The sequence below is a fragment of the Bacillus timonensis genome, from assembly GCF_000285535.1.
Classification (GTDB): Bacteria; Bacillota; Bacilli; order Bacillales; family Bacillaceae_L; genus Ferdinandcohnia; species Ferdinandcohnia timonensis.
In genome coordinates this window covers 23,049-47,877 of the sequence record NZ_HE610985.1, presented here as the reverse complement: position 1 = coordinate 47,877, position 24,829 = coordinate 23,049, and the positions used below count along the sequence as shown (strand labels likewise).

Annotated in this window: 30 protein-coding genes and 1 riboswitch; of the genes, 7 read left to right on the top strand and 23 right to left on the bottom strand. The window is 36.9% G+C overall.

Annotated features, from left to right (window positions below):
* Positions 1-8: 8 nt before the first annotated feature.
* From gatY to BTHG_RS00475, 13 genes are all read right to left on the bottom strand, one after another.
* A complete protein-coding gene (gatY, locus tag BTHG_RS00540; protein WP_010280777.1) occupies positions 9-866 on the bottom strand; it encodes a tagatose-bisphosphate aldolase subunit GatY in 858 nt (285 codons plus the stop codon).
* Between the two features lie 21 nt (positions 867-887).
* On the bottom strand, positions 888-2,243 hold the full coding sequence (locus BTHG_RS00535) for a PTS ascorbate transporter subunit IIC (RefSeq protein ID WP_010280774.1): 1,356 nt from the start codon (positions 2,241-2,243) through the stop codon (positions 888-890).
* 20 nt (positions 2,244-2,263) lie between these two features.
* Positions 2,264-2,542: a PTS sugar transporter subunit IIB gene (locus tag BTHG_RS00530; protein ID WP_010280770.1), complete on the bottom strand. Its 279-nt coding sequence runs from the start codon at positions 2,540-2,542 to the stop codon at positions 2,264-2,266.
* 16 nt (positions 2,543-2,558) lie between these two features.
* Positions 2,559-3,293, bottom strand: coding sequence for a sugar isomerase domain-containing protein (locus BTHG_RS00525; RefSeq protein ID WP_010280768.1), 735 nt, complete (start codon positions 3,291-3,293; stop codon positions 2,559-2,561).
* 4 nt (positions 3,294-3,297) lie between these two features.
* Entirely contained in the window at positions 3,298-3,756 is a 459-nt protein-coding gene (locus BTHG_RS23930) for a PTS sugar transporter subunit IIA (RefSeq protein ID WP_010280766.1), read from the bottom strand.
* A complete protein-coding gene (locus BTHG_RS00515; protein WP_042341376.1) occupies positions 3,749-4,954 on the bottom strand; it encodes an SIS domain-containing protein in 1,206 nt (401 codons plus the stop codon). The genes BTHG_RS23930 and BTHG_RS00515 overlap by 8 nt, the downstream gene beginning before the upstream one ends.
* Positions 4,955-5,062: 108 nt before the next feature.
* Positions 5,063-5,788 (bottom strand): GntR family transcriptional regulator, encoded by a 726-nt coding sequence (locus BTHG_RS00510; RefSeq protein WP_010280760.1) that lies wholly within the window; start codon positions 5,786-5,788, stop codon positions 5,063-5,065.
* A gap of 526 nt (positions 5,789-6,314) precedes the next feature.
* Positions 6,315-7,637: a short-chain fatty acid transporter gene (locus BTHG_RS00505; protein ID WP_010280758.1), complete on the bottom strand. Its 1,323-nt coding sequence runs from the start codon at positions 7,635-7,637 to the stop codon at positions 6,315-6,317.
* Positions 7,638-7,807: 170 nt separating this feature from the next.
* Entirely contained in the window at positions 7,808-8,347 is a 540-nt protein-coding gene (locus BTHG_RS00500; protein ID WP_010280755.1) for a DUF1572 domain-containing protein, read from the bottom strand.
* Between the two features lie 361 nt (positions 8,348-8,708).
* Positions 8,709-9,416 carry an FAD-dependent oxidoreductase gene (locus BTHG_RS00490; protein ID WP_010280752.1) on the bottom strand — a complete coding sequence of 236 codons (708 nt, stop codon included), beginning with the start codon at positions 9,414-9,416 and terminating at the stop codon, positions 8,709-8,711.
* A gap of 61 nt (positions 9,417-9,477) precedes the next feature.
* Positions 9,478-9,849 carry an iron chaperone gene (locus BTHG_RS00485; RefSeq protein WP_010280750.1) on the bottom strand — a complete coding sequence of 124 codons (372 nt, stop codon included), beginning with the start codon at positions 9,847-9,849 and terminating at the stop codon, positions 9,478-9,480.
* Between the two features lie 353 nt (positions 9,850-10,202).
* Positions 10,203-10,592: an SRPBCC family protein gene (locus BTHG_RS00480; protein WP_010280748.1), complete on the bottom strand. Its 390-nt coding sequence runs from the start codon at positions 10,590-10,592 to the stop codon at positions 10,203-10,205.
* 3 nt (positions 10,593-10,595) lie between these two features.
* Positions 10,596-10,919 carry an ArsR/SmtB family transcription factor gene (locus BTHG_RS00475; protein ID WP_010280746.1) on the bottom strand — a complete coding sequence of 108 codons (324 nt, stop codon included), beginning with the start codon at positions 10,917-10,919 and terminating at the stop codon, positions 10,596-10,598.
* Positions 10,920-11,195: 276 nt separating this feature from the next.
* On the opposite strand from BTHG_RS00475, the gene BTHG_RS00470 reads away from it, so the two are divergent.
* Together BTHG_RS00470 and BTHG_RS27545 are read left to right on the top strand one after the other, a co-directional pair.
* Positions 11,196-12,302, top strand: a complete 1,107-nt coding sequence (locus BTHG_RS00470) for a C40 family peptidase (RefSeq protein WP_010280743.1) — start codon at positions 11,196-11,198, stop codon at positions 12,300-12,302.
* A gap of 71 nt (positions 12,303-12,373) precedes the next feature.
* A complete protein-coding gene (locus BTHG_RS27545; RefSeq protein ID WP_269719471.1) occupies positions 12,374-12,505 on the top strand; it encodes a hypothetical protein in 132 nt (43 codons plus the stop codon).
* 31 nt (positions 12,506-12,536) lie between these two features.
* Here BTHG_RS27545 and BTHG_RS26560 read toward each other — a convergent pair whose 3' ends face one another.
* A complete protein-coding gene (locus BTHG_RS26560; RefSeq protein WP_010280742.1) occupies positions 12,537-12,713 on the bottom strand; it encodes an endonuclease/exonuclease/phosphatase family protein in 177 nt (58 codons plus the stop codon).
* A 383-nt stretch (positions 12,714-13,096) separates the two neighbouring features.
* Here BTHG_RS26560 and BTHG_RS00455 point away from each other — a divergent pair, with 383 nt between their 5' ends.
* Positions 13,097-15,286 carry an FIMAH domain-containing protein gene (locus BTHG_RS00455; RefSeq protein ID WP_148361124.1) on the top strand — a complete coding sequence of 730 codons (2,190 nt, stop codon included), beginning with the start codon at positions 13,097-13,099 and terminating at the stop codon, positions 15,284-15,286.
* A gap of 100 nt (positions 15,287-15,386) precedes the next feature.
* On the opposite strand, the gene BTHG_RS00450 is transcribed toward BTHG_RS00455, so the two are convergent.
* From BTHG_RS00450 to BTHG_RS00420, 6 genes are all read right to left on the bottom strand, one after another.
* Positions 15,387-16,655 carry an erythromycin esterase family protein gene (locus BTHG_RS00450; protein WP_010280736.1) on the bottom strand — a complete coding sequence of 423 codons (1,269 nt, stop codon included), beginning with the start codon at positions 16,653-16,655 and terminating at the stop codon, positions 15,387-15,389.
* Between the two features lie 9 nt (positions 16,656-16,664).
* Positions 16,665-17,042, bottom strand: coding sequence for a hypothetical protein (locus BTHG_RS00445; protein WP_010280734.1), 378 nt, complete (start codon positions 17,040-17,042; stop codon positions 16,665-16,667).
* 8 nt (positions 17,043-17,050) lie between these two features.
* On the bottom strand, positions 17,051-17,314 hold the full coding sequence (locus tag BTHG_RS00440; RefSeq protein ID WP_010280732.1) for a DUF1292 domain-containing protein: 264 nt from the start codon (positions 17,312-17,314) through the stop codon (positions 17,051-17,053).
* 161 nt (positions 17,315-17,475) lie between these two features.
* Complete coding sequence (locus tag BTHG_RS00435) at positions 17,476-18,444, bottom strand: NAD(P)-dependent alcohol dehydrogenase (protein ID WP_010280731.1); 969 nt, start codon at positions 18,442-18,444, stop codon at positions 17,476-17,478.
* A gap of 274 nt (positions 18,445-18,718) precedes the next feature.
* Positions 18,719-19,372: a carboxymuconolactone decarboxylase family protein gene (locus tag BTHG_RS00425; RefSeq protein WP_010280730.1), complete on the bottom strand. Its 654-nt coding sequence runs from the start codon at positions 19,370-19,372 to the stop codon at positions 18,719-18,721.
* A gap of 100 nt (positions 19,373-19,472) precedes the next feature.
* Positions 19,473-19,581: riboswitch (SAM riboswitch) on the bottom strand.
* A gap of 79 nt (positions 19,582-19,660) precedes the next feature.
* Complete coding sequence (locus BTHG_RS00420; protein ID WP_026021622.1) at positions 19,661-19,852, bottom strand: hypothetical protein; 192 nt, start codon at positions 19,850-19,852, stop codon at positions 19,661-19,663.
* Positions 19,853-20,036: 184 nt separating this feature from the next.
* Between BTHG_RS00420 and BTHG_RS27540 the strand changes: the two genes are divergently transcribed.
* On the top strand, positions 20,037-20,294 hold the full coding sequence (locus tag BTHG_RS27540; RefSeq protein WP_010280723.1) for an SDR family NAD(P)-dependent oxidoreductase: 258 nt from the start codon (positions 20,037-20,039) through the stop codon (positions 20,292-20,294).
* A gap of 7 nt (positions 20,295-20,301) precedes the next feature.
* Positions 20,302-20,811, top strand: coding sequence for an SDR family NAD(P)-dependent oxidoreductase (locus BTHG_RS27210; RefSeq protein WP_332306423.1), 510 nt, complete (start codon positions 20,302-20,304; stop codon positions 20,809-20,811).
* 93 nt (positions 20,812-20,904) lie between these two features.
* Here the strand turns inward: BTHG_RS27210 and BTHG_RS00410 are convergent, their stop codons facing one another.
* Entirely contained in the window at positions 20,905-21,231 is a 327-nt protein-coding gene (locus BTHG_RS00410; protein WP_010280718.1) for a hypothetical protein, read from the bottom strand.
* A gap of 13 nt (positions 21,232-21,244) precedes the next feature.
* Entirely contained in the window at positions 21,245-22,135 is an 891-nt protein-coding gene (locus BTHG_RS00405) for a hypothetical protein (protein ID WP_010280715.1), read from the bottom strand.
* Positions 22,136-22,517: 382 nt separating this feature from the next.
* Here BTHG_RS00405 and BTHG_RS00400 point away from each other — a divergent pair, with 382 nt between their 5' ends.
* The gene (locus tag BTHG_RS00400) at positions 22,518-23,546 is read left to right on the top strand and encodes a DUF3231 family protein (protein WP_010280710.1); all 1,029 of its coding nucleotides are present in this window, start codon (positions 22,518-22,520) and stop codon (positions 23,544-23,546) included.
* 196 nt (positions 23,547-23,742) lie between these two features.
* Here BTHG_RS00400 and BTHG_RS27205 read toward each other — a convergent pair whose 3' ends face one another.
* Entirely contained in the window at positions 23,743-24,201 is a 459-nt protein-coding gene (locus tag BTHG_RS27205; protein ID WP_010280707.1) for a hypothetical protein, read from the bottom strand.
* A gap of 175 nt (positions 24,202-24,376) precedes the next feature.
* Between BTHG_RS27205 and BTHG_RS00390 the strand changes: the two genes are divergently transcribed.
* The gene (locus BTHG_RS00390) at positions 24,377-24,559 is read left to right on the top strand and encodes a DUF2187 family protein (protein ID WP_010280705.1); all 183 of its coding nucleotides are present in this window, start codon (positions 24,377-24,379) and stop codon (positions 24,557-24,559) included.
* The last annotated feature ends 270 nt before the right edge of the window (positions 24,560-24,829 follow it).

The window sequence follows — 24,829 nt, the reverse complement described above, 5'->3', positions numbered from 1 at the left end:
TTTCACCTCTAAGCCTTTCCATCACTCTTGCACAGCCTGATTTTCTCTTTAACAACTTCTTTCATTTTCTCCTTTGGATGTTTCATATATTTTCGTGGATCAGTCTCGTTTGGATGATCGATTAAATACTTTCTTAAAGTTTGAGAGAATGGAATTTTTAGTTCTGTAGCAATGTTCACTTTTGAACACCCTAGTGAAATTGAATTTTGTATATCATGCTTGGAAAGGCCCGAAGCACCGTGCAGGACTAACGGAATCGTAACCAGTTGTTGAATTTCATTTAATCGATTAAAATCTAAATTTGGTTTTGTTTCATAAAGCCCATGTCCAGTCCCAATTGCGACTGCCAACGAATCAACACCCGTTCTTTCCACGAATTCCTTTGCCATTTCTGGATCTGTATATGCCGAATCTTTAGCTTCCACAACTAAATCATCTTCCTGGCCTGCCAATTTTCCAAGCTCCCCTTCAACTGTTGCACTGAATTTCCGAGCAATGTCGACAACGTATTTAGTGATTGCAACATTTTCCTCAAAGGGTTTATGGGAACCGTCTATCATCACTGATTTCGTTCCCATTTTTAATGATTCTAAAATTTCATCCACATCTTCGTGATGATCTAAGTGGAGTGCCAGAGGTACATGATTTCCCCTTGCTGCCACTTCAGCGATTGCGTGGATATAGTCTCTTCCCCCATATTTCATTGTTCCTGGTGTTGCCGCCAATATCACCGGCGATTGTAGTTCTACAGCTGCCTCTACAACTACTTGAACTGTTTCCAAGTTATGAATATTAAAGGCAGGCACGGCATAGCCCTCCTGGCGTGCCTTCATCAACATTTCTTTTGTGTTTTGAAGATACCCCATTCTGTCCCTCCCGAAAACGTATTACATGTCTACTTGCTTTGATTTCCTCTTAAAGATAACGCTTGCAATAATGAATGCGATGATTAGTAGGCCGAAACCAATGATTGGAATATTTAATGAGAAGAACAATTTTATAAGTGCCAAAACGATAATTCCATCCGGTACAAGGAATGCTAGACCTTCAATGCCATAAGGTTCTAAACCAAATAGAGGATAGAATAAAGCAACTGGGATGGTTAGGATAAGTCCGTAAGTGAAACCTGATACCATTGATCCTCTTCTTCCTCCTAATGCATTACCAAAGATACCTGCGATTCCTCCTGTGAAAAACCCTCCAATAATGGATGGTAAAGGTACTACTGTTCCAAAAAGAGTGGCAATTAGCATTCCTATTACCATTCCTACGACAGAAGATAAGAACCCTATCATTAACCCGTTTGGACCGTACGGAAAGATAACTGGACAATCCAATGCAGGCTTTGCACCTGGAACCAGCTTTAACGCTATACCTCTGAAAGCAGGAACAATTTCACCTAAAAACATCCTTACCCCTTGAAGTAAGACTAGGACTCCAGCAGCAAATCCTAATGAATTTAATACACTAAATGTAATATAGTTTTGTCCTCCTGATAGTGGCTCCACTACTTTCGGGCCAGCAACTAGCGCAGTAATCACATATATTACTAGCATTACTAACGAAACAGAAACAGCAGTATCCTTAAAGAAATCTAGTTTTTCTGGCATTTTGATATCTTCACTATCTTTTTCCTTGTTTCCAAACAATTTGCCAACATATGCCGATGCCACTACCCCTGTAGTTGTTAAATGGCCGTACGCGATGTTATCATTTCCAATAATTTTTCTAACAATTGGCTGTGAGATTGCAGGAAGAGTAACAAGTACAATACCTTGAATAATTGATCCATAAATAATTCCATTCGCTTCCGATACACCCAAATCATAGAAGGCCCAAGCTAAAGCACCTGCCATAATCCACATCATATGCCCCGTAAGAAAAATATATTTAAAAGGGGTAATGCGAGCTAAAATAATATTTACGATAAATCCAAACAGTAAGATAAAAGATGTCATCCTAGAGATTTCCTTTACTGCCTCAATCAGTGCTCCAATTACCGCTTCATCTACCGGAACGACACCCGTTAAACCAAATGCTTCTTCAAACATCGTTGCAAATGGGAGTAAGCTTGTAACAATGAGACCTGCTCCAGCACCTAATATTAAAACACCTAAAATCGTTTTAACAGTACCTTTAATGATTCCCGAAAGACCTTTTTTCTGTAGTAGTAAGCCTATTAGTGCAACTAAACCTAGTGTAATAGCAGGAGTCGTAATAATTTCAGCAAAGGTTTGAAACATAGTTAACCACCCCTTATTCATTAAGAATTTATATTGCCTAATTCTTGCAACAGCTTACTTCTTATTTCCTCTGTATCAGTTAAAATTTTTATAAATATTTTTCTACCTTCCATCCCCACTAAGGAGCTTTTTAAATCCTCTGATGCAATGATTAGGTCAGCTGTTCTGCCTTTCACAGATCCTAAATCCCAGGCATTCACTTCGGCTTTAATTCCTTCCTCACTTAAAATGTCATCGACCGTCATTTTAAGCATTAAACTCGTTCCAAACCCCATTCCACAAACTGTGATTATCTCCATTTTCTTCACCTCCTTGTTATAAACACTTTAGTCTATCTCGGTATTTTTCAATGTACGCTTTATTAATCGTATCTCCCTTATCAAGGTTTGAACTCACATATATTGGTGGATCAATACCCTCTTTGCTTAAATTCTCTATTACTTGAGCAACAATTGACTGAAGGATTGTAAAACCAACAATAGAAGAAGATGATGCAAATTTGGATGGAACGTTAGGTAACTCCATCATGGCATCCCCTGGTTCACCGTGATTATCTAAAACAAGGTCTGCAATTTCATACAACTTTTTATTACTATGGTGTCTAGAAGTTACTTGATTTGAAAAAGCAAGAGAAGTAAGGGCGATCACGCTCAACCCTCTGTTTTTTGCCTCTAGCGCCATCTCAATTGGGACAGAATTTCTACCAGAGGTTGAGACTATGAGCATAATATCCTCTGATTTCACTTTTTCAGCGTCTAAGATAACTTTTGCTAACCCTTCTTGTCTTTCTGAAAAAGTACTTAGAGGTGCAGATGGTGCCAATGATAAGGGTGGGCTTAGGATGGCATTTACAGGAACTAATCCCCCGGCTCGGTAAAAAAGTTCCATCGCATACATTTGTGAATGTCCGCAGCCAAAAACATGTAAGACCCCATCTTCTTTAATAGAGGTTGAAATTAATTGTGCGGCATTCAAAATGTTTTGCTGCTCTTTTTCTGCAACTTCCTCAAGCAATGATTGAATCTTCAGAAAATACTCTTTAAAAATCATTCGCTTATTCCTCCTGTTCTATTTTTTGATAAATTAAATCAAGTACGCTTTCCACTCTGTTTCCATTTCGAATTTGCGTTAACAGTTCCTCATCACGCAAAATCTTTATCAGCCCCGAAATGGCTTGTAAATGGGAGTCATGATCAATAGCACCTAAAGCAAAAATCAAATCCACAGGGTCCTTTTCTCCTGCCCCAAATGACACTGCTTGATTAAGCGTAATCATACTTAAGCATATCTCTTTAACCGTATCTTCTGGTCTGGCATGAAATAAGGCAATCCCTTTTGCAATAACGATATAAGGGCCAAATTCATAGACAGCTTCAATCATTTTATCTATATAAGCTTCTTCAATTGAGTTATTTTGTAGGAGTAATTCACCCGCCTTTCTCCCTGCTTCGCTCCAATCAGATACTTCTACTTTTAGCCGTATGGTAGACTCATTTAGTAAACTCTTAATCATCCTCTTTTACCTCCAATCCATACCTATGAATAGTAACCCCTTTTACAACGCGGTTTACCTTTCCATCCGGGCTTGGATTATCGGGTGTAATGCCTAGTTGGATTGACTTTTTCAGCGCCAATACTTGGGCAAAGATGATATAGAGAACAGCTAAAAATAGATCATCATTGAAATCTTCGTTTTCTTTATTAATTTCAATTCCCCAGTTAACATACTTTTCGATTTCTTCATTACTCCGCTCCATTAGAGCTACAAGCTTGTATTCATGACTGTCCCTATATAATTCTTTTAACATATCAATATCATATTGTTGGGTGTAAGATTTGGAGGATAGAAAGATGACAATTACGGAATTAGGCTTCAGAATTGATTTTGGACCATGTCGAAATCCTAGGGTGGATTCATGCACAGCCACTATGTTGCCCGCGCTTAGCTCTAGCATTTTTAATGCAGATTCATGTGCTAAATGTGTAAAAGGTCCAGACCCCAAATAAACGATTCGTTCAAATCCTTCTTCAATTATTTCGTCAATGGTCGTGGTAACTGAATTCACTATATTCTTCCCAGAGGTAATAAGCTTTTTCCTTTTTGAGTCGTTCCAAATTAACGCTTCCGGTACAAAAAATGAATATGCAGATAGCAACATACAAGTAAAACTACTTGTCATTGCGAAACCTTGATCATGTGCTTGCTCTGGCATCAACAAGAGAAAGCTATTGGAGTCATTTATTGAGTTTTTTGCTAGTTGGCCATGTTTATTGCAGGTTATAACCAATTGATAAAAATCTTCAATTAACTGCTCACCTAATTGCACAGTAGCAACACTCTCCGGACTATTACCAGACCTTGCGAACGAAACAAGGAGTGTGGGCATATCTTTTTTTAAATAATAATCTGGATTGGTTACAATATCTGTAGTAGGAATGGATTCAAACTCAAAGGTCCCCTTACTTTCTTTATTTAACACAGGTAATAACGTATCCCCAATAAATGCAGAAGTTCCAGCGCCAGTTAAGATTACTCTTATTCTCGAATGTTTTGTTTTTATCGAATCAATAAATTGACTCATGTCATCTTTTTGCCGATCCAAGTTTTCAAATAATTGTTCCCACACAATTGGTTGTTGGTGTATCTCTGTTGCTGTTGCTGCAGCATTCATCTGTTGTAAGGTTTCTTTTGTAAAACGGAACACAAGCATTCCTCCCCTGCCTATATTCTGGTTATGTTATCATGAGGTCATATTGTCATGTTGTCATAACCAGTTTGTGTATCACTTTATCTCCACATAGCTGCTGTTTAAGGAACTTTACGTAAGCTCGACCATATAATTAAATTTATCTCCTCGTGCAATACTCGTTGTGTATTCAATCAATTCATTTTGGAAATAAGCATAACGTCTAATTAACATGCCTGGGCCATTTGGAGGTACACCTAAAAAGGAAGCTTCTTCCTTACGAATTAAGGTAGCCACAAATCGTTCCGTTGCCTTGTTAACCCCTATGTTATATTTTTCATTAAAAACTTCATACATAGGCTTTTGAGACAAGTCATGTAAAGTTAGACCAGGAAATAACTTTGTTGGCAAATAAGAAACTTCATACATTAAGGGTTCCTCATTTGCTAACCTCAGGCGGATAACCTTGTATACCTCTTCCATAGGACTCAATCCCATTTTTGCTGCTAAACGCTGATCTGCTGTTACAAGTTCAAACTCCAATACTTTCGTCGTAGGAATTTTACCGATTTTCTTCATTTCCTCTGTAAAACTATAAAGTTTGTATAAACTTTGGTTATATAATTTCGGAGCAACAAATGTTCCCTTACCATGTTGTTTATAAATGTGGCCTTCGCGTTCAAGCTCTTGGAATGTTTGCCTGACGGTAATCCTGCTCAAATCAAACATTTCACAAAGTTCTCGTTCTGAAGGAAGTTTCTCATTTTCTGCGTAATCACCGTTTTCTATCTTATTTAAAATGATATCCATTAACTGCAAATATAGTGGAATCCTACTTTGTTTATCAATTCGTTTCATAGTTACCCCCAGGCACCCGTGGCTTAAAAATTACAGCGGCAAAGTCCTGACTAACCCTTTATGATTAGCTAGTTTCTTGAATATCCTACATTTAGCCTATAACATGCCCGACTTTTATCACCTGCCTTACTAATATGTATTTCCTTTTACGATTTTGTATTCCATTATCTTGGGAATTCCACTTTTCGTTGAGAAGGTTAGTGGGTCAGAGGGACAGGTTTTGTGTCCCAGCCAGTTTGAGAATTGTGGGGAACGATCTACAAACTTTAAAATATAATTTGAACTACCCAAAATTTGAAAAATTAAAAAGAAATAGCTAAAGCTAGAAACTTATATATAAATCCAGTAAGCAACCCTTAATGAGAGTCTTTATATGGTCAAAAGTTTCTCGTATAATTAGGTTCTTTCAAATAGAAATCATACTACCTATTTTTTATTCATACGATGTCCTCCTTTTTATTCCACCGAATTTTATAAACTAGTAACCAACTAAAAAGGCAAACGGATTTTTCCGTTTGCCCCTCTTTTAAAACAGTAACAATCCAATTGTAATCGGTATAAAGCTATAAAGGAGAATCATAACACAGAAGCCCATGATATCTCGTATATGCAAGCCTGCAATCGCTAAAGCTGGCAATGCCCAGAAAGGCTGTATCATATTGGTCCAAGCGTCTCCCCATGCAACACCTACTGCCGTTTTGGCTAGATCTGCATTTATCTTAGCCGCTGCTTCAATCATAATCGGTCCTTGAACGGCCCACTGACCACCACCGGATGGAACAAATACGTTGATTAGCCCGCCACTGATAAATGAAAAGAATGGTAACGTTTGATCATTTGCAAATGAGACGAACCATAAAGCCATTTGCTCGGACATCCCTGACAACGTAACCATTCCCATAATCCCAGCATAGAACGGGAATTGAATGATAATTCCCCCTGCATTTTTTACGCCGTTCGTTACCGTATTTAAAAACTGTTTCGGTGTTTTATGCAACATGATTCCTAAGAATAAGAAAATAAAGTTTACAATATTAATATTTAAATCGAAACCCTTTGTCACAAAATGATAGACAATAAAACTTAGACCCATGATGCCAATTAACATCGAAACAATCACACTGTTTTCGATTTTTTCTGCTGGTGTGGATGGAGTGACCACGTCTTTTGTAGAAACATTATCATCTGGAACCACCCAACCAGATCGATCTTGGTCAAGCATATTGGAGCTTTTCATCAAGAAACGGTTAAAAATGGGTAATGTTACTACAAGAGCTGCCACAATAAATAGATTTGCTGGACTAAACAGCGTTTCAACTACCGGAATGACTCCCATTTTTTCTTCTAAAAAATGACCAGGAGTTGCCACTGTTAATGGAATTGATCCAGAAAATCCACCATGCCAAACCAAAAATCCGCTATATGCCCCGGCTACTAAAATACGAAAATCTGCAGAAGGTACTTGTCTCGCCACATGGATGGCAAACAGTGCCCCCACTACTAGTCCGAATCCATAGTTTATTAAACAGGCAATTGCCGACACAAACGTTACCAGCATAACTGCATGTGCTGGTGTTTTCGCCATCTTACTCAATCTGGCTAAGAAGTTCTTGATAACAGGTGCGTTGGCTAAAACATAACCTGTTACTACTACAAGAGACATTTGCATGGTAAAGGCAAGCAAATCCCAAAACCCTGTACCCCAATGCGACACCATCTCAACGGGTCCGCTTTCTGTAAACAAGATACCCATTAAAAACACTAAAAAGGTAAGAATAATCGCAAAAATAAAGGCATCTGGCAGAAAACGCTGAACGAGTCGAACAAAAAAGTTTGTTAACGCCTTCATCTATTCACTCCCCTTGTCTGTATTTAATTCATTTATATTCGAAATAAACTAAAATATACAAATGCATATCCAAACGCTATTTTGGACTAGGAAAATAAAAAAACGACAGTAGAAAACTGTCGTCAAAGAGTGGAGTCATATTTAAGATATGACTCTTCTAATACCTCACCCTACTTCTCTTTATGCTTTTCAAGCATTTCCTTCAAGAACTCTTCAGATTTCCCTCTTGGGATACTAAGACTCTTCCAATCATTATCCTTTACTAATTTACCAATATAAACGATTTGTCCGACATGATATGCGTAATGTGCCATTTGCCTTTCAATCGCATCAATAACCAAATGCCTTTCTCCACGGATATAAATATTTTTCAATAAATCGTGTTCATTTAAACCAGTTAGTGTATCTAGTAGGACATTCCATCCCTTTTCCCATACACGTATTAACTCGGATATAGAAGAGATATCATCGACGAATTCTTCATCACGATTTCTATCTTCTTTTTCTCCGTCTGATGATAAAAAGTCAGTCCATCTTGAAACCATATTGCCGCTTACATGCTTAACAATTATGGCAACACTATTGGACTCATCATTATAGGCCCAGTGTATATCCTCTTCCGATAACTGATTTATTGTGTTATCACCAAGGCTTTTTACACTTTTAAATCTTTCTATTACAATTCTTATGTACTCGTTTCCAATATTCACAAGCTTTCCCTCCGCAAAATAAAGTAGAAAAATTTCACACTCATTCTTTCTCCTACTTTATTTTAATTCAAAAAAACGGGAAATTATTCCCGTTTTTAATAGAATCATAACCATTCACCTTATTATTGGAGACTATTCATTTGTGTGTATTCGTCTGTTTTTCGTAATAGATTAACAACCCGTTGGCATTTCCTATTACTCAATAAATTCTTCAATTGCATGAATAGCTGGTTGAGCTAATTCTTTGCGGAATTTTTCAGATGAAAGCGGATCATTTGATGGGGTTAAGAAGGTATGAAAACCCCACATCATTTCTTTCCACTACCTCTTGTTATTTTATTTGTTGGATTTGCCCCCTCTTCTAATACCCAAAAAACGCATCTTTTTTGATATTCCGTTTTGGAACACGCTGGTTTTGTAGATAAGTAGAAATCGAATCTACCATTGGCTTAGGTCCCGCAAGATAATAGTAACCATCGTTTTTAATTGAGGTGGTAAACTGTTCAATCTCCTGATGTAATGCGTCACGTGAATTAAGGTATGTTACACGAATCGAAGCATTATTCGCAATGGCATCAAGTTCGTCTTTAAAGATAAACGACTCTTCGCTATCCATATAAAGGAGATGAATTTGTTTTTCAGCGGCATTCCCCTCTGCCTCTATTTGTTTTATAATGGCCCGAAATGGTGTAATGCCAATCCCGCCCGCGATTAAGAGCGTAGGATGATTTTCTTTTAGATAAAAATTCCCTACAGGTCCACTCATTTTGACTGTCATACCCTGTTTTAATTCCAACATGGCTTTCTTAAATTCACTTGGTGTGTCACTAATACGCATTGTTAATTGAATTACGTTTTCTGAGGGAGCAGATGCAACAGTGAATGGTCGTATCGAATTTTTAATTTTCTTATGAGCAATTGTAAATAAACCATGTTGCCCCGCTTTCCATGTTAATTCATTCTCTTTTTCAAATAAAAAGGTATACACATCATCTGATTCTTTTTGACTGTCAAGAAAAACTACATCTTTCTTTTTAAATACTGCTATTGCATCTTTCAAAAAACTCATTTCACTACCCCTTTACATCTTTACAAACCCTCTACTCTGTATGAGAGTCAAATTAATTTTTCTATTTCCGCCAAAAAGTTGTACAATTGGCCTTGTCCGTGATATTAAAATCAATCATTTTTTCAAGTAACTCGTAGTTTACTGGGCCATTCCAAGGAATACGGATCATCCCCTTCGTGTAGTCATAGCCTGCTTTCACAATATCATCCTCTAGGTGAGTAATGGTTACATTTTCAGGGGCAACTGCTATATGCTTTTTCGAGACGCTAAAGCCTATAATAAATGTTCCATGGTCCGTAAACATCGGTTGATTCCATTTGATTTCTGACTTCAGATTTGGATATTTCTTTTTTATCCAAGTAAATATTGCTTCCACTCGTTCCCGTTGAAGTGGGTCATCAATCCCTTTTAAAAATTCAGCCAAAGTTTCCATGTTTTTTCCTCCTTCCATTAAAATTTATCTTTCAATGACCTAGTCGTTGTGAAAATGATATCATTTATCGCTTTGCGGGTCAGCGATATTCCGATTACAGCGTTTTCGGATGGTCATTTATCGTTTTGAAGCTCCGTGATATGCCGATTACACCGTTTTCGGGATATCATTTATCGTTTTGAAGCTCCGTGATATAACGATTATCTCGTTTACGGGATATCAATTATTGTTTTACAGCTCAGTGATATTCCGATTATTACCCCGTTTACAAATTCGCATCTCTTATTAAAAAAAGGCCATGACTTACCAGAGCCATTTCTCTACCCTCGTTAACATAGAGATTAAGTTCGGTCTTACATTTCACCTAACACTTTTTTCATTTCATCGACCATGCCTGCCCAGCCATATTTCGCACCATTGTAAGCTTGATCTTCTTTTTCAAATCCTGTTTGCTCAAGATGTAAGTAAGTTGTTCCATTCTCTTCTTTTAATGTCCAGGTAACGATTGTATCGATTGGACCACCCACCCATGTATAAGATAACTTAAGGGGTTCATCTACTACTAATACTTCACTATCTACTACTAAATTCCACTGTGGGTTACGGAATTGACATTTATGTCCTACGATTGGTTTAAAATCATTTTCCATTACCCATTTCGCAAGTGTGTCTGAATCGGTTAATGCGTCCCACACCTTTTGAATTGAACTCTTAAATTGAAAATCTAATGAAACCTCTGCCATTCTTTATTCCTCCTCTAAAATGTTTTTTAACATTGCCACATTGTCGGTCCAAAATTTCTCGTAAAATGATACCCAATCTTTAATTTCTCTTAATGGAGTCGCATTTATTCGATACCTTGTTTCTCTCCCTACTTTTCGGTCCAACACTAATCCCGCTTCTTTAAGGATTGCTAAATGTTTTGAAACAGCGGTACGTCCCATTTGAAACTGAGAGGTAATTTTATAGAGAGGTAACTCATCCGCCTCTGCCAATAACCGTAGTAACTTACGTCTTGTTGGATCAGCGATGGCTACATAAACATCACGTCCTTGATCTTTTTCGTTCAAATGCCTCCTCCCCCCTCGTATAGGACACCAATTAGTGTCCTGATTATATGACACTGTTTGGTGTCCAGTCAATATATTTTTTACATAAGACATTCATTTATACACCAAACACACTTCGCTACTATTTGTAAGAAAATCTATCTTTTCTACAAAAATCATGGCTGTATGCCCTTTAAAATTAGATAACTATTCCTCTATTTCCACATTTATCTACAAACCTAGACAATACTATAGTATAATTTATGAGATTAATAGATTTACAAGGAGGTACATTAGGTGGGTAATAAGAAAATTTATATGTCCGTGACTACGGCTGCATTCATTGCCGCTGCCTTGTATGGAGCTGGTGAGGCTGAAGCAGCAAGCACGTACAAAGTTCAGAGTGGTGATTCACTGTGGAAGATTGCTCAAAAACATAATATTACTGTTCCACAATTGAAGTCTTTAAACCAGTTAACAAGCGATATCATTTTCCCGAATCAAGTACTAAAGACAGAAGTAACTACCACCAACAATTCAACAAATAACAACAATCAAACTTCGACTCAAAAAGAAAACCAAAACACGAGTACGTCTAAGGCAACTACATACACTGTAAAACCTGGCGATACACTAAGTGGTATTGCATCTTTACATAAGATTTCACTTACTGAGTTAATGAAGTGGAATAACTTGAATTCTACTCTTATCTTCCCAGGAAATGTGTTTGTTGTAAGTAAACCTAACACTACGGAGAAACCGAATAATTCTACTAGTCCGAGTACAGAAAAACCAAATAATCCTACTAACCAAGACACAGAGAAACCTCAAGTAGATAAGGCTCCATCTGCGACTGTTTATACAGTGAAATCAGGCGACACCTTATCAGGGATTGCACTAAATTATAAAGTTTCAGTTGCAAACCTTAAGAAATGGAATAGCTTGAGTTCAGATATTATCTATATTGGTCAAAAATTAAATATTGGCGATGGTGCTAAAGTAGAAACTCCTAAAGAGGATACCCCACCAAAGGATATGGGCTATAATGTAGATAAGTTGGTTAACGTAGCTAAAAGCCAATTGGGAGTAGGCTACGCTTGGGGTGGTTCTACACCTAGTGGCTTTGACTGCAGTGGGTTCATTTACTATGCATACAAGCAAGCTGGTCTAGATACGAATCGTTATTCGAGCGAAGGCTACCATATGCGCTCTTATTATGTAACGACACCTAATGTTGGAGATTTAGTATTCTTTGAAGGAACCTATAAATCTGGCATTTCTCATGTTGGTATTTATCTTGGTAACAATGAATTCATCCATGCTGCAAATGATGGCGTCGTTATATCTAATGTAAATGACTCATATTGGAAGAAGCATTTTGAAGGGTTTAAGAGATTTTATTAAAAAATAGGAACATGTGAGGAAGTTGGTTTTTAGGATTAACTTCCTCTTTTACTATACATGGGGGTAATTTAATGGACTATTTTGATAGGCTTAAAGAAATTCACCACCTTCAATGGGAACTATTGATTGATTACTGGTATGTTCATATCGGCATGATTTTAGTGGGTCTAGGAATCGTTTTAGTCTGGATTTTAAGAAAATAGACATAAATCTTTTTCATTATAAACATTCCATTCATTTATACTGAAGGTCTGCTACAACCATAGCGTGGTCACTTCCAGCTTGAACGGCTTCATCAAAACGATATTCCACATTTCGCACATGAAAATGATCACTTATCAATATATAATCATATCGCTTATGATACTTACCTCTTTCCAAAAAATAACGATTCCAAATCAATAAGTTCATAAAACCAAAACTGCTTTTAAATTATAGTAGATTTTTTTATACAACCTTGTATTCTCCCCCCCCCTCCCTTTGACTTATTCTCTTTTTTAAAACAGGAAATTAGTCACAATCCACTATAAACAAAAAGGCCCAAATGGGATTTTTAGACAGTTTATCGACTTTACCGTCACATTTTCGTCCCTACGATAACCGTTTTGTTGATTAGAATATTCGGTAGTGGTAATAAATTCAAAATTTTCCTTCATCTTCGCCTACTACTAATTTTAAATAGGAGGTGACCGTATTCTCTATTGCAAACGCATACATTTTATAGCTGTTTCATTTAACTTCGATTTAAAAATTTTGGAGGTGACTTAGGATTGGGTAAAAGGAAAAGATTTTCCATGAAATTTTTTCTCGCTTTTACATTAGTTGTTTTAGTACTTTCACCTTTGAATCAGGTGTCAGCCAATGACTCTTTATTTCCTACATATTCTGAACCTGAGGAAATTGGATTCCCCTTAAGTGGCGGTACGACGATTTATGATGGAGCCGTTGGGATTGAAGACGGACATTATGTGATGTATACGACATCAAAAGGTGTTCCGGCTCAATTTAGTGTTATTGATTTAGAAACAAAAGAAACACTTCGAACATTGTTAATGGATGGTGCGAACGATTCTTGGCATCATGAGGTTGCACCAGATGGTACCGTGTATGTAGCAGGTGGTCCTTATCTTTGGGGATACTCACCAGAAACGAAAGAAATTACGGCGCTCGCACAAATACCAGAATCCTCCTTGTGGGCTCTAGCAGTTGATGAAGACAGCAATGCATATATTGGTACGTATCCTAGTGGGAAGGTTTTTAAATATGAAAAAGCAACAGGAAACCTACATGACTATGGAAAAATGATTGGCGAAATCAATCAAGAATATGTTCGTTCCATGGATTATCATAATGGCTATATTTATGCCGGAACAGCTCATGACAAGCTTATGAAGCTTAACATCGAGACTGGAGAAAAAGTTGATATTGCCGAAGAATTAAATGAATCTGGATTTGTTTATGACTTGAATGTCGTTGATGACCGTTATATTTTTGCTAGATACTCTGTTTCAAAGAAAATGTATATTTATGATATTCAACAAGAGAAATGGTTAGATGTCGTACTTACAAATGTAACAGGCTTACATGTGACAGATTCACTAGATAACAATGTTTATTTTGTAGCGGATAGTAAACTTAAATATGTAAACCTTGAGACCCTTGAAGTTCATGAAACAAAGATGGCCTATGGAAGTGGCCTTCGTGGTGCCGATTGGGTAGAAATTGAAAGTGACCCAAGACTTCCAGGAAAAAGTCTTGCCACGATTACGTTTTCTGGTGATGTTGTATTTTTTAACATTGAAACAGAAACTGTTGTAAATTATCCAAAAATGGTTCCCCTAACAGCGAATGTGACGAATAAATTTTACGCTTACTCGGAGGATAAAATCTATATGAGTGGAATGACCGGGGCTGTCGGTGCCGTGTTTAATCCGCTAACGAATGAGATTAAAAATATTACGTTAGGCCAAGCTGATGTCATGCATGAAATGGATGGAAAATTGTATTTTGGGCTTTACCCTGAAGGAAGTGTGCAGGTTATCGATCCACAGGTGGATCCGTATCAAACACCAACCAAGCTATTTGTGATTGGTAAAGAACAGGAACGACTCCATTCGATGACTTCTGGTGATGGAAAGTTATTTGTTGGAAGCATTCCAACTTACGGTAAATTAGGTGGAGCTCTTACTGTATATGATGGCCAAACCCATAAAGTTTTTAGAAATATTGTCCAAGATCAAAGTGTGAACGACATTGTGTATAAGGAAGGCAAAGTATATGGTGCAACCTCGATTACAGGTGGTTTAGGAAGTACCCCGACTGCAGAAGAAGCAAAATTATTTGTGTTCGATGTGGAGACAGAACAAAAGACAAAAGAAGTTTCTCTCCAAATTGATGGACTCGACAAGCCGACTCACATTGGACAGTTAAAGTTTGGATTAAATGATGATTATTTATGGGGAGCTTCCTCCGGTTTCGTTTTTGCATTGAACCCGGAAACGCTTGAAGTTGAAAAGAGTGTAAATCTCGATCCTAACCCTGCTATTGGTGCGTGGAATAACGTACATCTTGAATGGTCAGAAGATGGATTCTTGTATGCAAATGCTGGTAGCAAGTTATTCGTTCTTGATCCGATAACGTTAGCATTCAAACATATAACGAACACCATCACATTTACACTCGGAAAAGATGGCAACATTTACTACGCCCCTATCGAAAATCGTACAAAGCTCGTTAAAATTGAAGTAACAAGCAACAATAGTGGTTCTGAACTAGATAAGAAAGAGGCAAAAATTGAAGCATTACATGCCAATAACTTGCTCGATAACAGCCAATATAAACAAGCAACTAACCAAATCAAACAGGCTCGTCATTTTGAGCAAAAAGGCGAACTAGACAAAACGCAACGTCACCTTGATAAGCTCAAAGAACATATCCAAAAATGGGATATCAACCAGGAATTGAAGGATTATTTATTGAAATAATTCTAGCGGTCTAGGTCCCAACAATAAGCATTCCATAAACAAATTTTAGCCGATTTCCCATCTACTTTGGAAATCGGCTTTGCTCTTGGAATGAATCCGATTAAACGAACACCCCGGTTACTTCAAGCGGTGTTAACGCATTTGTCGTATTTACAAACACAAAGGCATCATATCGCTCGGATATCACTGACGGAACATAGTTACCATAATGCTCAAATTGTGGCTGATAGACTACACCAATGGCACGATGGCTAATTGTGTTAGCAAAAAGTATTCTATTATCCTCCGTGAAAACAAGGAGTTTATCGTAAGCTCCCGCTCTATATAGGAGGTTTTCCCAACTTCCAGCAACTGCGGGAGGTGTTCTCATTTTTTCAAAGTTTGCACCCCATTCGTTCGCTGCAATTACTGTACCATGATGAGTACCGAAACCAACAATAAACACGTTTTCAGGCCCTACCTGTTCTCTTACCAATTGTCCTACATTTATAATCCCTTCATTTTTCATATCAGTCGCTCTTGCATCCCCAACATGTGTATTATGTTCCCAGATGATCCCTTTGGCATGATGGTTATAATAGGAATCGATTTTATGAATAATCTCAACCATGTGACGGTCTCTGATATTCCAGGATTCATTATCATTCGTTATCATCGTTGTGTAATAATTCTCAGCGTTCGCTGTAATAAGTGCGTTTACCTCAACGTTTAACCTACTTTCCTGTGAATCATGATATAGATGTTTATTTTTATTTATGTCCGTCAAGAGTTTTATTACTTCTTCATGACATCCTTCATTATAAAAGGAAGAAGACAACGCATACTTTTCAGCCTCACGGTTAAATGGTTCAAAACAGGCGAAAGCCTTCCTTGCTACCTCAAGATCAGGTGAGTTTCTTTTTTTCAAATATGTTAAAATTTCATCCATGGATTCCCATAAACTATAAATATCCAATCCATAAAACCCAACCTTCTTTTCAAGCGGCTTGTCTTGATTAAACTCTTTTAACCATTCGATTAAATCAATGATTTCTTCATTTGCCCACATCCAGGTTGGCCAACGTTTAAAAGACTTTAAGACTTCGCGAGCATCCTCATAATGATTTGAGTACCCTTTAATATATTGATTTACCAGTTGGCATGCTGGCCAATCCCCTTCTACAGCGATAAAGGTAAAATCTTTTTCACGTATTAATTTTTTGGTAATGTGTGTTCGAATTTTATAGAACTCAGACGTTCCATGTGAGGATTCACCCAACAAAACATATTTTTCATTGGTAAGTGCCGTAACAAGTGGTTCAAGGTCATTTTTCGAAGTGGAAATAGGAATCGAATGTTGCTGTATCGCTTGTATGATTTTATCTTCCATAAAAACTCCTCAGTTTTTGTATTCTGCATTATACGAGTTTTCACCTGAATGAACAGAGAGAAGCGTATCCGCATACCCAACCAATCGGTTAACAAGCTCATCAGAAATAGCATAAACAAGCTGATGAAGTGATTTTTTATGTAAGGCAGGGTCGTCAAATATAATGGTGGTGTTGATGAAAATCTCTTTTGTATCAAATAAGTTATAGTGAATAATCAGCTTGCCAGCCGCACCGCCAGTAATCGGATCCTGATAACTTGGTAAAAAAACATACCATTCCTCCGCAGAAGGAGACCGGAAATTTTTTGTAAATGTCATACCTTCTATCTCTTTGTTTATTTGTTTTCTCAATTGAGAATCTATTACTTCAACAATCTTTTTTTCCATAAAAGATATTACTCCGCCGGATTTGCATCAACTGCAATTTCATATGCATCCAGTACCATATCCCGCTCAGATGGATCACTTATTCCTGCTAAAAATTGACCATCATCCGTATTTTCCACTTGCATGACAAATGTGTTGTTCTGATCATGTTCCGAGCGTAACAATGCATAAGTTTTTTCTTTCATATCAAATAAGGCTTCGATTGAAAACTCTTTTTCCTCCCCATTCTCGTCCATCACCACGACCTTATCTCGATATACATTATTGTTCATGTCATACACCTCCTGTATTTTGCATTCATATCTTTTCCTAAACCAATAAAATTACTTCAAAAACTTCCTTCTAATGAAAAGACAGAATCACTTTTTAGAATAAGGGGCATATGTTCTCCATTAAAATAGTTCAATTATTGATTTGCAAAATGTTTGTCTCGTTACACGGTAATAATAATTTTTCCTTGTGCATGCCCTTCTTCAAAATGCTTAAATGCAGCAGAGACTTCATTCAGCTTATAACTTCGTTCAATCACAGGTTTAACTTTTCCAGACTCCAGAAGCTCACTCATAAAAACCAGATCCGATTGGTTTGCTCTTTGCAAAAAGCTACTCATTTTCTTGTCCCCTACCATGGAAAACCATGGACCGAGTAGCATCGCTTGATACAATTGTTTTTCAGAACCGCCAATCATGACAAATGTTCCGTTCGGACGTAAAGCACGTTTATATGCTGAAATCGGGTGATATCCATTTACCGCTATTATCAAATCATATCGTTCTTCACTCTTTGTAAAGTCTTCCTTCGTATAATCAATAACAAAATCGGCTCCAAGGGAAGTGGCAATATCCATCTTTCTTGTACTGCAAACAGCCGTTACCTCCGCACCAAACTCCTTAGCGATTTGAACAGCAAACGTACCCACACCGCCAGAGGCACCATTAATTAAAACCTTTTGTCCTGACTTTATTTTTCCTTTATCACGCAAGGCTTGTAAAGCAGTAACCCCTGCCATAGGTACAGCAGCCGCTTCTTCAAAGGTAGTATTCTCTGGTTTTAAGGCTAATGCTTTTTCAGGCACAGTTACATATTCGGCATAAGCACCCCACCCACTAAGGGACAGATCACCATACACCTTATCACCTGGTTGAAATTCCTTTACATCTTTGCCGACTGCTTCTACCTGTCCAGCCATATCCCCACCAGGAATGGGATACTTTGGTTTTAGAAGACCAAAAGCAAAGCGTGCTAAGAATGGTTTTCCTTTTAATAGAACAAGATTTCCATAGTTTACAGAAGAGGCATGTACTTTTACTAATACTTCATTGTCTTTAGGAATAGGTTTTTCTACCTCTTTCACCTGAAGAACGTTGGGGGGACCGTATTGGGTATACACAATAGCTTTCATTTATTCACCTCTAATTTTTGTTGTTCCTCTATATCTTACGAAAAGGATGAATATATAGACCAAAAGTCCACCCTTCAAAAGACGTATTTTTTTCTCCATGCAATAATGAGAATGGTTATTGGTATATTTGTGGGTTTAGCTACTAAAAATGAAAATCAATAATTGAGAAATGAGAGAAACTACCACGATGTCAAAGATAATGAAAAACGACATGTGTCAGCCACATGTCGTTTTGTTATCTTCACATCTAAATATCTGAATTTATAAACGGGATTTACTTCTCATCATACGCATTCAGCGCATTTACACTGTGTGCCAACGCAGAACCCGCTTTTAACGCAACTGCAACGAAAATAGCTTCTGAGATTTCTTCTAAATCAGCACCTGCTTTTTTTGCATTTTTCGTATGAAGGTCGATACAATACGGGCAACCTGTTGTGTGAGCACACGCAACCGCAATCAACTCTTTATCCTTTTCTGTTAAGTTTTTCGCTTTAATAGACTTTGTGTCAAAATCAATAAATGCTTTAAAGGCCTCTCCATTCAAGTCAGCAAATTCCTTCAGTCTTGCAAAATAAGCTGCTTTATAAAGTTCTTCATCACCATTCCCATCGTAGGCATTCAGCGCATTTACTCCATGTGCTAATGCAGAACCTGCTTTCAATGCTGTTGCAACGAATATCGCCTCTGCCACTTCTTCCTTTGTAGAATCATTCTTTTTTGCATTCCCCACATGTAAATCAATGCAATAAGGGCAACCCGTGATATGGGCTACTGCTACAGCAATTAGTTCCTTCTGCTTCACGGAAAGTTTTCCCGCTGCTAGCGCTTGACTATCAAATTTTATGAAAGCTTGAAAAGCCTCAGGTGCATACTTGTTTAATTCAGGCAATCTACCAAAATATTCTTTTTTATACAAACTTGTCATTATAAATCTCTCCCTTACTTATTTTTCACCAAATAAAATACGACTCCCCTAAAAATTTAAAAAGCCCCTTCCAATGAGGAAGAGGCAATATGTACGTCTACACTCATCTATCAAGCATTCGCTTGCTGGAATTAGCACCTTGTTACTTTCATCGTAACGGTTGCTGCGGGATCAACGGACCAGGTTCCTCCCCCGACTCTCGATAAGAGAAAATCGTATTCATTTGGTCATATTTATTAAATTTTATATTACATGTCCTGCTAACAGGTTGTCAACTGAAATATTCGATTATTCCGAAAAGAGAATACAATCTCTAAAGCTATCATACTCGTATTCCTCATACGTTTCCTCTACTTCAAAATTCCCTTCACCTTTTACAAAACGATTAAAGAATTCTAATACAATCTCATTCATCGTTTCAATCACATTGTATTTATCAGCAGAATAAGAGCTCGCGCCTTTCTCTATTGAACCATTCATTAGCTTTCCCTTTAAAATATCCACTAAATGGCTTGTATTCCACAAACTACAGAATATTTGCATTATAGAAGAAATCACTTTTTTAAGCCAAGTGCTTTGCCTAATCTATTTTTTAAATCCTTTCATCAAGCGTTTCTTTGTTCATATGATATGGAATAAACATTTCTTACAATGGGGGAATTTGATGAGAGTGGACAATAAAGTCATTGTCGTTACTGGTGCAGGGGGCGGGATTGGACGAGAGCTTGTCCTTCAACTCTTGGAAAAAGGGGCAAAAGTCGCAGCAATCTTAAACAAAAATGGGCTTGAAAAAATGCAGGCCTTTGTAGACGTTTATGGCGACAGGATTTCTATCCACTTCGCGAATATTGCAAAGAAAGATATTGTGGAGAAACTTCCTGATGAGGTCATCGCCGCACACGGATGTGTAGACGGAATATAATGCAGGAATCATTCAACCGTTTGTTTCCATGGTTGATCTTACGTATGAACAAATACAAAAGGTCATGGATGTCAATTTCTACGGAACTCTTTATATGTGTAAAACATTTTTACCCCATCTTTTAACTAGACCAGAAGCCCATATAACAAATGTTGCGAGCATGGGCGGATCTGTCCCGATACCGAATCAATCGATTTATTGTGCTTCAAAAGCAGCTGTCAAAATGTACACCGAATCCCTCCACTCCGAACTTCGAAATACCAATGTTGGTGTAACTCTCATTATTCCTGGCGGAGTTGACACAGATCTCGTTGAAAATGCGAAAGCTCAGAAAGAAGGAGCTGAAAATCGTTCCTATAAGTTACTAAGTCCAATAACCGCAGCTTCCCTCATTATAAAAGGATTAGAAAATAAAGATTACCGAGTATTAGCCGGAAACGATTCGAAAATCATGGACTTTTTATATCGCCTTCATCCGAAAAAAGCGACTGAAATCATTGCGAAGAAGATTATGTAATGGACATGGAATACTCTTTTTCAAACGTCTTTTCACATTGTAGAAAAGAGCCTACGACAAAGGTAGGCTCTTACTTATGGTTATTTGAAGGTATTACAAATTGTAATTATATCGAACCAACGCTTCATCCATGTAATCAATATCATTGTCATAGTTAAAATCGTAATTCAATTGAGTAGGTCCGAAGCCTTGTTCAAACTGGTCAATAACATTATTATGGTCTAAATCAGCTTGAAATTCATCAATTAGTAAGTCATTATTCAAGTCATTATCAAATTTATCAATGACCATATCATGATCAAGGTCATCAATGGAGTAAGTGCCATGATTTAATACTTCAAAATTTTGTAAGTCTGCTGCATCTACTGACATATCATGGTTCATGTCAAAGGTATCAAATGGATCAAAATCAAATGCCATAATCGTATTCCTCCTAAAAATGTTTTTCGAGAAATGCCCCAATTCGTTTTCCGGTTATTGAAAGTTTCTTTTGTTGCTGCTCTTTTACGTGTTTCCATGTGTTTTCCAACTGAGAATCTAGATTGTGCTGGTAGGTTAAAAGAAAAGTCTTGTATGGAGTATTGGTTCTTGTTTCATCGATTTTTTGTCGCTCAATATTGTCTGTCATATTCTTTTTTAAGATTGTTTTTAAAAGTTCATCAGCAGGCTCGAAACCAAGTTTTCTAGAGATGTTTAATGCTTTTAGTTTCAATTTTTCGTTACCTGCCATCTCGTAAAACTGGGACAAGTAGAAAAAGTATTCCCCTTTTCTCTCATGTAAGTTTTCTACCTGGATTGCTCTCGAAACGTAATTAATAGCGTAATTCAACATTTTCTTCTGTTGGTTTATATCATTCGCGTAAGATGAGGAATATGCCAAGGCTTTTGCTAAAACAACTAAATCCTCCGCTTTTAACTGACTGTTTTCATCTTTTACTTTTTTCATGGATAATGCAATTGTTACACCTAAACACTTTTTGGGATCAAAAGATTGAAATTCATCATCAAGGGTATTCAACCCTTTTGAAATACCTTTTCCTGCGATAAACCCGATTGGATTCACCACTCCACGGCCAATACTTACTTTCATGTTTAGTTTTCTGTAATACTGAAATGCCTCATAATAATAAAGCCAATTTTTTGGATCATTTGGCTCATCTTTTAATTTTTGCTGTAATTCACCCAGACCAGAAGCACCTTGGACTGTATCTCCAATGACAGAAATAACAGGTAATGAGCCGAGCCCTTTTTTTGCTTTTCGAGAAAACTCAGCCAACTTTTTTTGTTCATCTTTAGAAAACAGTCCATCAAGTATACTACTCAATCAAAAATTGCCCCTTCCTATTAATAAGGAGTTTAAGGAACTCCTTTTCTTTTTATCAACAACAACGTCATTATATCTTTATTACTACTGTGAGACATCAATTAGATTTTTCCTTTTTGATGTAAATTTTCCTGTTGAAATTCGGATACTTTGGTGTATCTAATTTGAACTCTTTTTTATGTATGATAAAAATGACGTTCTCCAGATTTATTCACCCAATCCTTCCTTTGCCTTTATGATACTTTTTCATATTTTGGGAATGTTATTTTTATGGGAAATGGACATTACAAAACAACTGTGTCTCATTAGGTAATGTGTTAAATATGATTACTTTATTACGAAAATCGCCCTCAACACAAATGAAAAATCGGAGGTAGTTTCATTGGGTATCTTTAAAGAAAGTAAGAACAAGACCAATAGTTTAACCGCTGCTGAAGTATCCGCACTTTGGCTTCAATATATGGGTGATAGTATGGCAATTTGTGTTTACAAATATTTTCTGAACATTGTTGAAAACAAAGAGATTAAATCTATTTTAGAATTTGCTTTACAGTTAGCTGAGAGCCACGTTACGAAAATCAACAAATTCTTATCAAATGCTAATTTCAAAGTTCCAATTGGATTTACAGAGAGTGATGTAAATGTTAACGCCCCTCGCCTGTTTTCTGATCAATTTTTACTATTCTACTCCTATATTATGACAATCCATGGATTAACTGCTTATAGTTTAGCCATCACAAACACAGAGCGAAAAGATATTCAAAATTACTTTTTTGAATGCACGGAATCTTCCAAAGAACTTTTCCAAAAAATAGTCGAATTAGCTAAAAACGAGCCAAAATTTACAAGTGTACCGACAATTCCTACACCGGTTGAGACCGAGTTTATCGAATCACCAGGTTTTGTATCCAATTTAATAGGTGACAAAAGGCCACTAAATAGTTCTGAAATTAGTACCCTTTTCTTTAATTCTACGAAAACAGGTTTTATTAAAACGTTGAGTTTAGCTTTTAGTCAGGTGGCGAGGTTAGAAGAAGTTCGTAATTTTATGGTAAAAAACGTTAAATTAGCCGGAAAAGATGCCGATAGTTTTGATGCGATTTTGCAACAGGATCATTTACCAATACCAGAAAAATGGGATGCTGAAGTTACCGAATCAACTATCAGTCCATTTTCTGACAAATTGATTATGTTTCACGGAGGTTTTTTAGTCCATGCTGGTCTGTCTTACTATGGTGCATCATTAGGCTCAAGTTGGAGAACGGATATCGTATTAAACTATTCTAAAGTATTTACTCACGCAATGGAGGCAGGTGCCCTCTCCTACAATATTATGGTTAAACAAGGCTGGTTAGAAAAACAACCAGAGGCAATTGACAGAAAGTCGTTGGCAAAAAGGTCGAAAACATGAGACTCTTTTGGTGAGTCAAAGACTTTAGCTGAATTATGAGTGGTGCGGAATGATAACGAAAAATATAAAAAAGGGTTTTTATAAAGAATGCTGGTGTTATAAAGGAATACCGTTTTCCAAAACCCTTTCTATACGTAAATGCCCGCCATTTCTTTTAATCAAACAAAAAAACACCCGCAACTGTGAGTGCTTTAGACTATATGGTGTTACCCTTTTTCTTTGCATCTGCATCTAAACCAGCACCAATTGCAATACCCATGCTCATTCCAATCGGTAACCCTAATGTAAGATTATCAAATACCGTAAATCCGAACACCATGCCCAAACTCATACCTATCGACATGTATAATGTGAGATACATACCCTCGGGTACTAATTTATGTTCCTTTTGGAGATGTGAAACAATGCATTGAATTACTTTTTTATGTTGGTTAAAATCCGTATTCATTTCATCTACATTCGCTTCTAATTGAATAAGATGATCCTTTAATTTAACTTGATATTGCTCATATTCTACACAACTTGCCGAAAAAGATTCCAGCCTTTGAACCACTCGCTCACATTTATTTAAATCAAGCTTTTTTGAACTCTCTTTACTGATGGTTTTACGCATTCTTTTAATAATCGTCATTATATCATTTACATGTTGTTCCAACAGATCACCACCTAATGGGATAGGAATTCGGCAAATTTCATTTATTGGTTATAACATACTTACGAATAAAACATGAATTAGTTTCGTTTTTTCATTCTTTCCGTAAGAAATCGATTATGGAACATTTCCTGAATTTTTTTATCACCGCTGAAAATAATAAGTTCGAGGTGATAAAATGGCAACTGCTAAAATTGGTGACACTATTTCATTTAAGCGTGATGGGGAAAGTTATGAAGGAACTGTTACGGTTGTAAGAGATAATTCCGTTATTGTAGAGTACGGTTACAATGAAGCAAAAGACGAACCTCTTACAACAATCGTCAATCATAAAAATTATAAAATTTCAAAAACAATGTGAGTAAAAAAGCAAGAGCAAATTCTAGAACGAAATTGCCCTTGCTTTTGTGTTTTTAGAGTGGGAGAATGAAGCTTTTGTCCCACTTTTATATATACTTTGCCGTTATTGAACGTTCACAGTTTCTATGTTCTGCAGGTGGGCCTAAACGGAAGACATCACCTCCCTCTCACACATGAGCAGAATACTTTCGATCACGTATTATCCAATGTATCATTATTTTTGCATGCTAATAATGTACCGCAGATTTGCTAAGTATAAAATGGTACTCAT